This is a genomic window from Hyphomicrobium sp. CS1BSMeth3 (assembly GCF_900117415.1).
In the GTDB taxonomy this organism is placed as follows: Bacteria; Pseudomonadota; Alphaproteobacteria; order Rhizobiales; family Hyphomicrobiaceae.
The window spans coordinates 301,165-314,554 of sequence record NZ_FPEI01000002.1 but is presented as its reverse complement, the minus strand read 5'-3'; the positions used below and the strand labels follow the sequence as shown (position 1 = coordinate 314,554).

General features: G+C 65.0%; 12 protein-coding genes. 4 read left to right on the top strand and 8 right to left on the bottom strand.

Annotated features, from left to right (window positions below; all coding sequences use genetic code 11):
- Nucleotides 1-49: 49 nt before the first annotated feature.
- The 7 genes from infB to CS1BSM3_RS01450 all read right to left on the bottom strand — a co-directional run bounded on the left by infB (nt 50) and on the right by CS1BSM3_RS01450 (nt 8,153).
- On the bottom strand, nt 50-2,698 hold the full coding sequence (gene infB, locus CS1BSM3_RS01480; protein ID WP_072385180.1) for a translation initiation factor IF-2: 2,649 nt from the start codon (nt 2,696-2,698) through the stop codon (nt 50-52).
- Nucleotides 2,695-3,405 (bottom strand): RNA-binding protein, encoded by a 711-nt coding sequence (locus CS1BSM3_RS01475; protein ID WP_143149033.1) that lies wholly within the window; start codon nt 3,403-3,405, stop codon nt 2,695-2,697. Before CS1BSM3_RS01475 ends, infB begins: the two co-directional genes overlap by 4 nt.
- Nucleotides 3,406-3,469: 64 nt before the next feature.
- Nucleotides 3,470-5,125 carry a transcription termination factor NusA gene (gene nusA, locus CS1BSM3_RS01470; RefSeq protein WP_072385178.1) on the bottom strand — a complete coding sequence of 552 codons (1,656 nt, stop codon included), beginning with the start codon at nt 5,123-5,125 and terminating at the stop codon, nt 3,470-3,472.
- A 13-nt stretch (nt 5,126-5,138) separates the two neighbouring features.
- On the bottom strand, nt 5,139-5,792 hold the full coding sequence (gene rimP / locus CS1BSM3_RS01465; RefSeq protein ID WP_072385177.1) for a ribosome maturation factor RimP: 654 nt from the start codon (nt 5,790-5,792) through the stop codon (nt 5,139-5,141).
- Nucleotides 5,793-6,016: 224 nt separating this feature from the next.
- Nucleotides 6,017-6,790: an enoyl-CoA hydratase gene (locus CS1BSM3_RS01460; protein WP_072385176.1), complete on the bottom strand. Its 774-nt coding sequence runs from the start codon at nt 6,788-6,790 to the stop codon at nt 6,017-6,019.
- 57 nt (nt 6,791-6,847) lie between these two features.
- The gene (gene mutM, locus CS1BSM3_RS01455; RefSeq protein WP_072385175.1) at nt 6,848-7,720 is read right to left on the bottom strand and encodes a bifunctional DNA-formamidopyrimidine glycosylase/DNA-(apurinic or apyrimidinic site) lyase; all 873 of its coding nucleotides are present in this window, start codon (nt 7,718-7,720) and stop codon (nt 6,848-6,850) included.
- A 7-nt stretch (nt 7,721-7,727) separates the two neighbouring features.
- Nucleotides 7,728-8,153 (bottom strand): GlcG/HbpS family heme-binding protein, encoded by a 426-nt coding sequence (locus tag CS1BSM3_RS01450; protein WP_072385174.1) that lies wholly within the window; start codon nt 8,151-8,153, stop codon nt 7,728-7,730.
- A gap of 339 nt (nt 8,154-8,492) precedes the next feature.
- Here CS1BSM3_RS01450 and CS1BSM3_RS01445 point away from each other — a divergent pair, with 339 nt between their 5' ends.
- The 3 genes from CS1BSM3_RS01445 (at nt 8,493) to CS1BSM3_RS01435 (ending at nt 10,745) form a co-directional block, all read left to right on the top strand.
- Nucleotides 8,493-8,675, top strand: coding sequence for a hypothetical protein (locus CS1BSM3_RS01445; protein ID WP_072385173.1), 183 nt, complete (start codon nt 8,493-8,495; stop codon nt 8,673-8,675).
- A gap of 66 nt (nt 8,676-8,741) precedes the next feature.
- Nucleotides 8,742-9,521 (top strand): bifunctional demethylmenaquinone methyltransferase/2-methoxy-6-polyprenyl-1,4-benzoquinol methylase UbiE, encoded by a 780-nt coding sequence (ubiE, locus tag CS1BSM3_RS01440; protein ID WP_072385172.1) that lies wholly within the window; start codon nt 8,742-8,744, stop codon nt 9,519-9,521.
- Between the two features lie 189 nt (nt 9,522-9,710).
- On the top strand, nt 9,711-10,745 hold the full coding sequence (locus CS1BSM3_RS01435; RefSeq protein WP_083528134.1) for a tetratricopeptide repeat protein: 1,035 nt from the start codon (nt 9,711-9,713) through the stop codon (nt 10,743-10,745).
- 274 nt (nt 10,746-11,019) lie between these two features.
- Here CS1BSM3_RS01435 and CS1BSM3_RS01430 read toward each other — a convergent pair whose 3' ends face one another.
- On the bottom strand, nt 11,020-12,690 hold the full coding sequence (locus CS1BSM3_RS01430; protein WP_280174702.1) for a thiamine pyrophosphate-requiring protein: 1,671 nt from the start codon (nt 12,688-12,690) through the stop codon (nt 11,020-11,022).
- 462 nt (nt 12,691-13,152) lie between these two features.
- On the opposite strand from CS1BSM3_RS01430, the gene CS1BSM3_RS01425 reads away from it, so the two are divergent.
- Nucleotides 13,153-13,347, top strand: coding sequence for a Flp family type IVb pilin (locus CS1BSM3_RS01425; protein ID WP_072385169.1), 195 nt, complete (start codon nt 13,153-13,155; stop codon nt 13,345-13,347).
- Nucleotides 13,348-13,390 lie beyond the last annotated feature (43 nt).

The window sequence follows — 13,390 nt, the reverse complement described above, 5'->3', positions numbered from 1 at the left end:
AAAGGCGGATGAGCTCATCGCCCATCCGCCTCCAGAAGCATGACGGTACTCAGAGGGTGCGCGCGATCGTCTCCACCTGGAAGCACTCGATCTCGTCGCCCTCGCGGATGTCCTGGTAGTTGGCAAAGGCCATACCGCATTCCTGGCCGGCCGGCACTTCCTTCACATCGTCCTTGAAGCGCTTGAGGATGGCGAGCGTGCCCTCGTGGATGACCGTCTTGTCGCGCAGCAGGCGAACCTTGGCGCCGCGCTCGACCTTGCCTTCCGTGACGAGGCAACCCGCGACCTTGCCCTGCTTCGAGATGTTGAAGACCTGCTTGATGGTCGCGTAGCCGAGGAACACCTCTTTCTTTGTCGGCGCGAGCAGGCCGGACATGGCCGCCTTCACGTCGTCGACGAGGTCGTAGATGATCGAGTAGTAGCGGATCTCGACGCCGTGCTGGTCGGCCGCAAGCTTCGCCTGCGCATTGGCGCGCACGTTGAAGCCGAGGATGACCGCCTTCGAGGCATTGGCGAGGTTGATGTCGGACTCGGTGATGCCGCCGACGCCCGAATGGACGATGCGCGCCATGACCTCGTCGTTGCCAAGCTTCGCAAGCGCACCCATGATCGCCTCGACCGAGCCCTGCACGTCGCCCTTGACGACCAGCGGGAACTCCTTCTTGCCGGTCTCCTTGAGGCTCTGCATCATCTGCTCGAGCGTGCGCGGTGTGCCCGCGGTGCCGAGCGTCTCGCGCCGCTTGCGGATACGGTAGTCGGTGATCTCGCGGGCGCGGGCCTCGTTCTCGACGACGGCGAACTGGTCGCCGGCCTCGGGTGCGGTGTCGAAGCCGAGCACCTCTACGGGCACGGACGGCCCGGCCGACACGACATTGTGGCCGGTGTCATCCAGGAGCGCCCTGACGCGACCCCAGGCACTGCCAGCGACGATGATGTCGCCGACCTTGATCGTGCCGCGCTGCACGAGCAGCGTGCCGACGGGACCGCGGCCACGCTCGAGCTTGGCCTCGATGACGAAGCCGTCGGCGAGACGGTCCGGATTGGCCTTGAGATCGAGCAGCTCGGCCTGAAGCGCGATGGCTTCGAGCAGCTTGTCGAGGTTCGTCCCCTTGAGTGCCGAAACCGAGACCTCGAGCGTTTCGCCCGACATGCTCTCGACCACGATCTCGTGCTGGAGCAGCTCCGTGCGCACGCGGTTCGGATCGGCCTGCGGCTTGTCGATCTTGTTGATCGCAACGATGATCGGAACGCCGGCAGCCTTGGCGTGATTGATCGCCTCGATCGTCTGCGGCATCACGCCGTCGTCGGCGGCAACCACCAGCACGACGATGTCCGTGACCTTGGCGCCGCGGGCGCGCATGGCCGTAAACGCGGCGTGGCCTGGCGTATCGATGAAGGTGATCTTCTGGCCCTTGTCCGTCGACACCTGATAGGCGCCGATGTGCTGGGTGATGCCGCCGGCTTCGCCGCTCGCGACGTTGGCATGGCGGATCGCGTCGAGCAGCGACGTCTTGCCGTGATCGACGTGGCCCATGATCGTGACGACCGGGGCGCGCGGCTGCAGGTTTGCATCCGTGTCCTCACCGCCCGCGAAGCCTTCCTCGACGTCGGCTTCCGAAACGCGCTTCGGCGTGTGGCCGAAGTCCTGCACGATGAGTTCGGCCGTGTCGGCATCGATCGCATCGTTGATCTGATGCATCGCGCCCTGCTTCATCAGGAAGCGGATCACGTCGACCGACTTCTCCGACATGCGGTTGGCGAGTTCCTGGATGGTGATGACCTCGGGGATCGTTACTTCGCGCACGATCTTGTCGCGCGAGATCTGGATGCCGGAGGCGCGGCGCGCGTCGCGCTCGCGCTTGCGGCGGAGCGATGCGAGCGAGCGCTCGCGCTGCTCGTCGTTGAGAAGCTTGTCGACCGTGAGCTTGCCGCGCTCGCGGCGATCGTCGGCCACCTTTACGGGCGCGCGAGGTGCGCCCTTGAGGTTGGCGCCGCCCCTCTTCTTGCGGTCATCGTCGTCCGGCGTCTCGTCGGCGATCGGGCGCCGCTTGACGACTGTCGTCTCGGCGGGTCGGCGTGTCTCGGTCGCGGGGGCACCGCCGTCGCGCGCCTTCTGCGCGGCGGGTGCGCCTGCGCCGCTCGCGGGCTTCGGTGCGCTGGCCGGTGATTGCGGCGCACGGGCTGTCGTCTGCGGAGCCGGCGCGGCGGCGGCCGCAGGGGCTGCAGGAGCAGCGGGAGCCGGTGTTGCGGGAGGAGCTTCGCTGACGGGCTGCTTCTTCGCAGCCTCCGCGGCGGCGGCGGCAGCAGCAGCTTCCTCACGGGCGCGCTCAGCCACGCGCTCGGCTTCGAGACGCTGCTCTTCAGCGCGGCGCTTGGTCTCTTCCTCGACGCGGATCTTCTCGTCGACGGCAGCCTGCTCGAGCGCCTTGCGGCGCGCGTCGAGCTCACCCGCGGAAAGATCGCCGAGGCGCGCACCACCAGCCGTCGCGGCACCACCCGCGCGGCCACGCGGCTCGTCCTCGCCCTGGCCGGGGCCTGTGAGCGTCCGGCGCTTTTTGCGCTCGACCACGACCACGTTCTTGCGGCCATGGCTGAAGCTCTGCTGGACGTGCCCGGAAGACTCAGTGCGCTTCAAGCTCAGCGGCTTGCGGGCGCCGGCCGCGGGGGCCTTATCCGGGGTTTCCTTGGTCTCACTCATGCCTGTTCCGATCTCGCCCTTGAACCCGGTTCGCGCGTTGCATGAGCGGAAGTGGGCGCCCGATAGCGCCTCAACCGCTCTGCCTCGCGAGAAAACCTGGTGGCCGCACCGCCACGTGCCAGTGCAGCGTGTACCACATTCGAACGCCCCATGGCCAAGCTCAATTCGGCCGATGACAGGCAATCCCAAACCAGTTGCCTCAATTGCTCCGTATTGGGCTTCTCGAGGCTATTCTCCGCACTTCCGGCCTCCGAGCTCGCCTGGATTGCCGCAAATTTGCGGTCCAGCTTGGACACTCCATCCTCGGCCGCATCGCTGGCATGCAGCAGAAAGGCGCAGGTCCCCCGCTGAACGGCGATCTCGACTTTGGTAAAGCCGGTCGTGACGAGACCCGCCTTGTTGGCGAGGCTCAGCGCCTCGATCACCCGCTTGACCAGCAAGTTTTCGATGAGGTCGGGGAGGTCTTCCGGCACCGTTACGGGGCGCTTCAAGCTCCGCTGGAAGACGCCCTTGCGGGCCGCCTCGGCGACGACGGAACGGCTGTTGGAGAGCCAGACGCCGCGGCCCGGGAGGCGACGCCCCACATCAGGGACGATGCTGCCGTCCGGTGCGACGACGAAGCGCAGACCCTCGTCAGGCGTCAGCGGCTGGCGCGTGAGCGCGCATGTGCGCTCGGCCGCTGCCTTGTCGGCAGGACCTGCGTCCATGTCACGCTCTGGTGCCGCTTCGGCGCCCATACCCAGTCTGTTCGCTCCGTCCTCATAATCCGGATCAGGCCTTGGCGGGGGCGTCAGCCCCGGCCTCAGCGCTTTCCGGTGCAGTTTCCTCGGTCGCCGGCTCCGGCGGCGCGATGTCCTCGGCCTTGATCCATCCCGCCTCGACGCGGGCAGCAAGGATCATGGCCTCGGCCTCCTTGCGCCCGACCTCGAAGCCGTCGAGCGCGCCCTTGTGCTTCACGGGCTCGGAGTCCTTGTCCTTCTTGCGCTCGGTCCAGCCGACGAGATCGTCGGTCGCGCAGTCGGCGAAGTCCTCGAGCGTCTTGATGCCGGCTTCGCCGAGGGCGACCATCATCGCGGTCGTCACACCCTCGATCTTCGCGAGATCATCGGACACGCCGAGCTCGACGCGGCGTGCATCACGCTCGGCCTCGATGCGGGCGAGATATTCACGCGCGCGGGTCTGGATCTCGGTCGCCGTATCCTCGTCGAAGCCCTCGATATGGGCAATCTCCGAAGGATCGACAAACGCGACTTCCTCGGCGGAGGCAAAACCCTCGGTCGCGAGGAGCTGCGCGATGACCTCGTCGACGTCGAGCGCTTCCATAAACATCTGCGAGCGCTCGGTGAATTCCTTCTGGCGGCGCTCGCTCTCTTCCTGATCCGTGAGGATGTCGATGTCCCAGCCCGTGAGCTGAGAAGCGAGACGCACGTTCTGGCCGCGCCGGCCGATCGCGAGCGAGAGCTGGCTCTCCGCGACCACGACCTCGATGCGGTTGGAGTCTTCGTCGAGCACGACCTTCGACACTTCCGCCGGCGCGAGCGCGTTCACGACCAGCGTCGCGGCGTCGTTGTTCTCGGGGAACTGGATGATGTCGACCTTCTCGCCCTGCAGCTCGGCGACGACGGCCTGCACGCGCTGGCCGCGCATACCGACGCAGGCGCCGACGGGATCGATCGACTTGTCGCGCGAAATAACGGCGATCTTGGCGCGCGAGCCGGGGTCGCGGGCGACCGCCATGATGCGCACGATGCCGTCGTAGATCTCCGGCACCTCCATGGCGAAGAGCTTGGCCATGAACTCAGGGCGCGTGCGCGAGAGGAAGATCTGCGGGCCGCGCTGCTCGCGGCGCACGTCGTAGATATAGGCGCGGATGCGGTCGCCGAGGCGCACGTTCTCGCGCGGGATCATCTCGTCGCGGCGGATGATGCCTTCCGCACGACCGAGGTCGACGATGACATTGCCGTACTCGACGCGCTTCACCGTGCCGTTGACGATCTCGCCGATGCGATCCTTGTATTCGTTGTGCTGGCGCTCGCGCTCGGCCTCGCGGACCTTCTGCACGATCACCTGCTTGGCGTTCTGCGCCGCGACGCGGCCGAACTCCAGCGGGGGCAGCTTGTCGACGAGGAGATCGCCGACCTGAGCATCGGGCTTGCGGCGCTTGGCGTCGTCGACCGTGAGCTGCTGGGATTCGTTCTCGACCACATCAACGACGGTCATGACGCGTGAGAGATGTGTCTCGCCTGTGCGCGGGTCGATCTCGCAGCGGATATCGTTCTCGGCGCCATAGCGGGCCTTGGCGCCTTTCTGCAGCGCCTCTTCCATCGCCTGGATGACGATCTTGCGGTCGATGGACTTTTCACGTGCGAGCGCGTCCGCGATCTGGAGAAGCTCCAGCCTGTTCGCACTGATGCCTGCCTGAGCCATGCTTTGGCACCCTTCACTTCACTTTGGTGACGTCAGTTCGTCTCGAATCTTTTCGTGCGTCTTTGCTTCGTGCATCTTTCCGGGCCGGCTTGTCGGTCTTTTCGGCCGTCGTGTCATTCCCTTTGGCGCGCCGGAGCGTGTCCCGTACCAGCTCGTCGGTCAGCACGAGCTTCGCCGAGCCGATGAGCGCGAGCGGCAGCCCGACGATCTGTCGGCCGGCGTCCGGCACCTCGATCTCGATGCGCGCCTCGCCGTCGGCAAATCCCTCGATCGGTCCCCGGAAGCGCTTGCGCCCCGAGACCGGTTCCTTCAGCTCGATCTTGGCCTCATAGCCGGCCCAGCGCTCGAAGTCAGCGGGGCGGACCAGCGGACGGTCAATGCCGGGCGAGGAAATCTGGAGCCGGTAGCTGCCCTCGACGGGATCGTGAACGTCGAGCAGCGGCGATATCGCGTGCGAGACAGCCTCGCAATCCTCGACCGTCATCGTTCCGTCCAAGCGCTCGGCCATGATCTCGAGAATGGCGTCGGTGCCGCCCATCTGGCGAACCTGCACGAGGCGATAGCCCATGCTTTCGAGAACCGGCTCAATGAGGCTTGCCACGCGCGCCGCTACACCGTTCTCGACAACAAAACGTGCTTCTTCAGCCGGACCGCTCAAGCGCTCCATCCGTGCCCGATGACGATTTCCGATAATGCCAGATCAGAGCTACAAAAACAAAAAGAGCGGACCCTGCGGGCCCACTCTCAGAGTTGAGATGATCATGAGCGATCACAAGATAGCGAGCCTTGGACGGCCTTGCAAGTGCCTTCTGCAGGATTGAACGGCGGCTTGCCTGGAAATCTCGCAGTGCAGCGTGCAAAAAAGCGTGGAATTCCAGGGATAAGCGCCGCTCAAGCATTCTTGAAGTTGGGTTTACGCTTTTCAACGAAAGCGGTCATGCCCTCTTTCTGATCCTCGGTCGCGAACATGGCGTGGAAGACCCGGCGCTCGAAGCGGATGCCCTCGCCGAGGGTGGTTTCGAAGGCCCGGTTGACGGATTCTTTGGTCATCATGGCGATCACAGTCGATTTGCCGGCGATGACATCGGCCACCTTGAGGGCTTCGTCGATGAGCTTGTCGGCCGGGACGACGCGGCTCACGAGCCCGCACTTGTTGGCCTCGTCGGCGTCCATCATCCGGCCCGTGAGGCACATGTCCATGGCCTTGGCCTTGCCGACGAAGCGGGCGAGGCGCTGCGTGCCGCCCGCACCCGGCATGACGCCGAGGTTGATCTCGGGCTGGCCGAACTTCGCGGTGTCGGCGGCAATGATGAAGTCGCACATCATGGCGAGCTCGCAGCCGCCGCCGAGAGCATAGCCGGCGACCGCGGCGACGACGGGCTTCCTCGCACGCGCGACGCGATCCCAGCTCCCAATGAAGTCCTCCTTGTAGGCGGACATGTAGGTCTTGGACTGCATCTCCTTGATGTCGGCGCCGGCGGCGAAGGCTTTCTCGCTGCCGGTGAGGACCATGCAGCCGATGTTGTCATCGGCCTCGAAGCCGTCGATGGCGTGAGAGAGCTCCGAGATCAGCGCGGCGTTGAGTGCGTTGAGCGCATTCGGCCGATTGAGCGTGATAAGGCCGACCTTGCCGCGCGTCTCGACCATGATGTTCGTGTAGGCCATGGGAGCTTCCTCTTCTCTCGGTGATTTGGTACGGCGCGTCGGCGCTCGCGATTGTGGTCAGCGTTGGCAGACGGGACAAAAGAATGTCGAGCGTCCGCCCTGGACAGTGCGGCGCACCATGCCCCGGCAGGTCGGCGTCAGGCAAGGCTCTCCTTCGCGCCCATAGACCTGGAAGCTGTGCTGAAAATAGCCGAGCGAACCATCGGCCTGCGCATAGTCGCGCAGCGTCGAGCCGCCGGCTTCGATCGCGTCGGCAAGAACGGCCTTGATAAGCGGAATGAGGGCGCTGGTGCGCGCATTCGGCTTGCCGGTCGGCGTTGCGAGACAGGCCGCGGCGCGCGAGGGCTTCAGGTGCGTGCGGAAAAGGGCCTCGCAAACATAAATGTTACCGAGCCCTGCAATGATGCGCTGGTCGAGCAGGAAGCTCTTGAGGTCGCTGCGGCGGCCGGCCGCATGGCGAGCAAGGTACTCGGGCGTGAGGTCCGGGCCGAGGGGCTCGATGCCGATGCCCGCAAGCAGGGGATGCGTGTCGAGCGTGGTGGCGCTCGCAAGATCCATGAGACCGAAGCGACGCGGGTCGTTGTAGACGATCTCGGTGCCGCTCCCGAGGCGCAGCACGACATGATCGTGGATGTTGCGGTTGCCTTGATTGTGCGTGAACTCGCCGAGTTGGCCCTGGCCTGTGATGCTGATACGCCCGCTCATGCCGAGATGGATGATGAGCACCGTGCCGTCGTCGAGATGCACGAGGAGGTATTTGGCGCGCCGCTGAAGCGTGACGACCGTGCGGCCCGTGAGCCGCTTGCCGAAGTTCTCCGGAAAAGGAAAACGCAGATCCGCGCGGCGCTGCTCGACGCGGGCAATACGCTGGCCGACGAGCACGGGCTCGAGGCCGCGCCGGATGGTTTCGACTTCGGGCAGCTCGGGCATGTGCGGTTCAGCTTCCTGGATCGCCGACGAGGTCGACAGCGGCGATCCCCGCCATGGCGGCTTCCTCGTCATTGTCGGAGCTGTCGCCGGAGATGCCGATGGCGCCGAGAAGCTCGCCCTCTTTCGTGCGGATGAGAACGCCGCCGGGCACAGGCACGAGCGAGCCGCCAACGGCGTGCGTTACGGCCGCGATGAAATAGGGCTGGTTCTGCGCGCGGGTGTGCAGTGTGCGCGAGCCGAGCCCCATGGCGAGTGCGCCGTGCGCCTTTCCCGTGGCTACGTCGGCGCGCCGGAGGCTCGTGCCATCCTCGGCAATACCGACCTTCAGCACGCCGCGCGCATCGAGAACGACGATCACGAGCGGGTTCATGCCCTTCTGGCGGGCGTGAGCGCGGGCGGCTTCGACCATGCCCTGGGCCACGGCGAGCTTCATGGAGCAGCACTCCTTTGGAGCAATGAGACCGCCTCTTCTAGCCCACTCAGCGCACGGGCGCGAGGCTTGCTGCTAGTGTCCCTATCCGTAAGTTCGCATGACCTCGATGCTGGCGTCCCGAGCGAACTTCGGAATCAAAAGGGACACTAGAATCATAGGCTTGCTAGTGTGATTCAGATCGAGAAATTCGCTCGATACCGTGCCGCGAGGGGTAGCGAATTTCTCGATCATCACACTAGCGCGCCCTGCGGTTGAAACATCCCGCGCAGGCTCCATATGCAACTTTGGGTGTTGGGGACTGGAATGCATCGGAAAGAAACAGCGTGAGGAGATACCCGAATGCAGGCAGTCGAGATTCAGACGCAAGCGCGCATGCTTTTTGAAGCCCACGGCGCACGGGCGATCGTCGAGGCCAACAAGAAGGCCAAGGACTGTGAGCAGTCCGGCGACAAAGCCGGGGCCTCGGACTGGCGCCGGATCGAGAATGCGCTGCGCCTAATGCAGGGCCCGCGCGAGACCTGAGCAGCGTGCGGGCCGCGGCGGTTTAGTGGCTATCGCGGCCCGCGCTGCGGCGCTAGTGTCCCGCGGATGAACGGCCCTCAAGAGAAATCAACTGACGCGGCGCGCACCACCTTCGGCTTCCGCGAGGTCGCGGAGGGCGAACGGCAGGGGCTCGTGAACGAGGTCTTCAGTGGCGTCGCCGAGCGCTACGACCTCATGAACGACCTCATGTCTGGGGGCCTGCATCGGCTCTGGAAGGACGACCTCATCGTCCGCCTCAATCCGCCCAAGAGTGCGACGCCCTTCCGGCTCATCGACGTGGCGGGTGGTACGGCCGACATTGCGCTCAAGGCCCTGGCGGCGGGCGGGACGGGCGTCAGCGCGGTCGTGTGCGACATCAGTCCCGAAATGCTGGCCGTTGGGAAGCGCAAGATCGCCGAAGCCGGCTACGCGGAGCGCATCGGGACTGTCCTTGGCAATGCCGAGGCGCTCCCCTTCGCCGACCGGTCGTTCGACGCCTATACGATCGCGTTCGGCATTCGGAACGTCACGCACATCGATCGGGCGCTGGCGGAAGCCTATCGTGTGCTGAAGCCGGGCGGGCACTTCCTCTGTCTCGAGTTCTCGCACGTCGACGTGCCGATCCTCGACAAGCTCTATGATTTCCACTCGTTCGAGGTCATTCCCCGCCTCGGCGCCCTCGCTGCCGGAGCTGCTGAGCCCTATCGCTATCTCGTCGAGAGCATTCGCAATTTCCCGAATCAGCAAGCTTTTGCGGAGCTGGTGAAGGCGGCCGGATTTGCAAATATCAGCGTCCGCAACCTGACGGGCGGCGTTGCTGCCATTCACTCGGGTTGGCGCATTTAGCACATTGATGACAAAGAGCATTTCTCGATGCTCTCGGGACGTCTCAATGGCGTGTATCCCCTTCTATATTTAAACCTCCAGTTGTGCTCCGAATCCTTTAAATGTTTATTGACGGCTGTGCCGAAATATCGCGCCAGGGCGGTCCGTGCGGGGTCGATGCGCGGGCTTGGGCAGGGAGCATGAATTTCGATGACGTACGGGTTGTCGTTGCGGGCGCGCGCGTCAGCGGCGCGGGTGGCGCTGGTCGCCGGGCTGGCGCTGTCACTGGGAGCCTGCTCACAATCGAGCGGTCTGCTCACGAGCGAGCCTGAAGTCCCTGGAACCTCCAAGGTCGCGGGTGCTGAGGTGCCGCGTTCCGAAGCCGAGAAGGCCGCCGAGCATTGGGGCAAGGCGCATGCCGGCCAGCCGCGCAACGGGAAGGCCGCGCTCAACTACGCCCGCAGCCTGAAGGCGCTCGATCGCAAGGCAGAGGCGTTCGCGGTGCTCCAGTCGTCCTACCTCTATAATGCGCAGGATCGCGAGTACCTTTCGGAGTTCGGACGACTGGCGCTGGATCAGGGCCACGCCCCGATGGCGCAGCAGCTTCTGGAACGGGCCGACGACCCTGCGAAGCCGGACTGGCGCGTTCTCTCAGCGCGTGGCGTCGCGCTTGCCCAGCAGGGGCACTACAAGGCGGCGGTCCCGTTCCTTGAGCGCGCGCGCGCCCTGGCGCCGAACCAGCCGAGCGTGATCAACAACCTCGCGCTCGTCTACACCATGGACGGGCAGGCAACGCAGGCCGAGCCTATGCTGAGGCAGGCCAATGCCAGCACGGGCGCCGATCCGCGCGTGCGCCAGAACCTCGCTCTGGTCCTGCAGCTCCAGGGAAAGAAGGAGGAGGCGACGCGGGTGGCCATGGGATATGACCAGCCGCTGCCGCCGGCGGCCGCACCGGTGTCGATTGCAGCGCGGCCAGCGCCCGCGAACGTGGCGTCCGCCGCGCCGGCCGCTCAGCGAGTGGTCGCGCCTGCGCCGACGGCCGAGCGTACAATGCCGGCCCCGCAGCAGGCCGTTGCGCGCAACGAGCTTCCGCCCGTTCGCGCCGTTGCTGCCCGGCCGCGGGTGCCTGCTGCTCCCGTGGCCGAGGCGGATCCCGATGTGTTGATCCGCGAGGCCATCGCGGCCGAGGTGGCTCATGAGCAGGAGCGCTCGCGTATCACCACGTCAAGCGTGCCGCGGCAGTAACGCCCGCAGCGGCTAATGCCAAGCTGCCCGCAAGTCCGCCGCGGGCACGGCATCAAGAGGGGAGGCGAAAGCACCTCTTCCCAGCAGCTCGCGGCAGCAAACTATGAGCCCGCGGTCTGGCCGCCGCGGGCATAGCATTGCGGAAGGGTTGCGAAGCGCCTCTTCCCAGCAGCCCGCGGCCCCGAGTGCGGACCTGTCCGTGTGGCCGCCGCGGGCATGGCACCACGGTAGGAGGCGATAGCACCCCTTCCCGGCAGCCCGCGGCAAAAAGAAATCAAAGCCGCGAGACCTCGACTTCTTTAGACGTGATGAACTCGAGCAGCGCCGGCTGGCCCTTCTCGGTGGCGGCAACGCCACGCTTGATGGCGGCGACGATGTCGCCCGGCTTCTCCACCCGCTCGCCGTAGCCGCCGAAGGCGCGGGCCATGGCCGCGTAGTCGCCGGAGATGTCCGTCGCGCGGTACTTCTCGGTCGAGACCGGCATCACCTTGAGCTCGATCGCCATCGAGAAGTTGTTGAGCAGGATCGAAAGGATCGGGATGCGTTCGCGCACCGCAGTCTCGAAGTCCATGCCCGTGAAGCCGATGGCCGCATCGCCCCACACATTGATGCAGAGCTTATCGGGCTTGGCGAGCTTTGCGCCCATCGCGAAGCCGAGGCCGGCGCCGAGCTGGGTGGTCTTGCCCCATCCGATGTAGGAGAGCGGCGTGATCGCCTTCCAGAAGGGCGAGAGCTGGTCGCGCGGGCTGCCGGCGTCGTGCGTGATGATGGTGTTCGCGACATCGACGGTCTTCTGCAGCTCCCAGAGCACGCGATAAGGATTGAGCGGCGCGTCGTTGCTGGTGAGCTTCGGCATCCACTTCGCAAGCCAGGGCTCGTTCGTGTCGCTGATCTCCTTGGCGACGGCCTTCGCATCCTTTGGCTTGTTGCCGTGGAGCTTGCGCACTTCCGCAAGCATGGCCTCGAGCACGATCTTGGCGTCACCCGCAATGCCGAGCACGACGGGCACGTCCTTGTTGATGTCGCCGGGATCGAGCGTCGCCTGGATGATGCGCGCGCCGGCCGGCATCTTCACGCCGAAGCTCGTCTCGGTGAACGAGCAGCCGATGCCGAAGATGAGGTCCGACTTGTCGAGGAATGTGCGCACGGCCTGGGGGATCGCGAGGCCGCCTGAGCCGAGTGACAGAGGATGCGTCTCGGGGAAGGCGCTCTTGCCTTCGAGGCTCGTCGTGACGGGGATGGCGAGGAGCTCGGCGAGCTCCTTGAGCTCGGTCCAGGCTTCGGCCCAGTGTACGCCCTGCCCGGCGTAGATGACCGGCCGCTTGGCGGCGACGAGCATCTTGGCGGCCTCGGCAACGGCCGAGAGGTCGGTGCCGGTGCGGATCCGCTGCGGCACAATGTAGTCCTTGGGATCGAATTCCTCATTCCAGAGGTCGGTCGGGATTTCGACGAGCACCGGGCCGCCGCGCCCTGACTTCAGGTTCTGGAAGGCGCGCCGGAAGATGTTCGAGATCTCCTTGGCGGAGGTGATCGGCTCGGCGGTCTTGGTGATGGAGCGCATGGAGACCGAGGCATTGTAGTTGCGCTCGACCCAAGCCAGGCGGCGCGGGTAGCCCATGGGCAGCACGAGGATGGGGACGCTCTCGCTCCAGGCCTGTGCGACGCCGCCATAGGCGTTCTCCGTGCCAGGGCCGTGCTGCATGGCGAAGATGCCGATGGTTTTGCCCGAGGTCACGCGGCTCACGGCGTCGGCCATATGGAGGCCGACCCGCTCCTGGCGGACGATGATCGGGCGGATATCGAACTTCGCTACGTGCTCGAGGAGGTGATTGACGGGATAACCGATGATGTACTCGACGCCCTCCTGTTTGAGGATCGTCGCTATGGCATCTCCCAATTTCATTGAGGCGTTCCTTCCCTGTCTGTCGGCGAGCAGCTCTTGCACTCTTGATGGGCATGGAAGCACGCTGCCGGCAGCCGGCCAAGCATCCGCTTGGCGCGCGCGCCCGCCATTCCTGCAGATCTGGTGCGCCGGGGCAGTCTGGGCAGGCTAGCGAGCAGGCCGCTCGGGTGCTGCGTGGGCGAAATGCTCGCATATGACTTTCTGTATGATCATATTAACTGGTAATAAACCACGATATACGCGGAGTGACTGCCAATCATAGGATGTAGTGTAAAATAAAATCCATGATATTTGAGTGGATATTGGTGATGTTTACTAAAGAACATCGCTCATAGATTTAATGCGTTGTTTGCCAATGTGGATTTCTTTCGCGAAAATATGTCATTTTTACTTGTCATTAATTCGGGCGGCGTAGTGTGGCCTCAAGTTCAGCCGGGTACACAATGGACGGCGGGCTTCGACCTACGGGGTCGCGGAGTTAGTCAGAGTGGGAGAGTAATTGTCATGAAGACCCTCGTTCGTTTTGCGAAGTGCGAGTCGGGCGCCACGGCCATCGAGTACGGCCTGATCGCCGCCCTCATCTCGGTTGCCATCATTGCGTCGCTCAACCTGGTGAGCGGCAGCCTGACGAGCGTGTTCACCAACGTCTCGACGGAGCTCAACAAGGGTGCCGCCGGCGCCGGCGCCGGCGGCGGCTGATTTCTGGCTGGCCTAGCGGCATTTTGCGCGGCCGGCAGAAGCA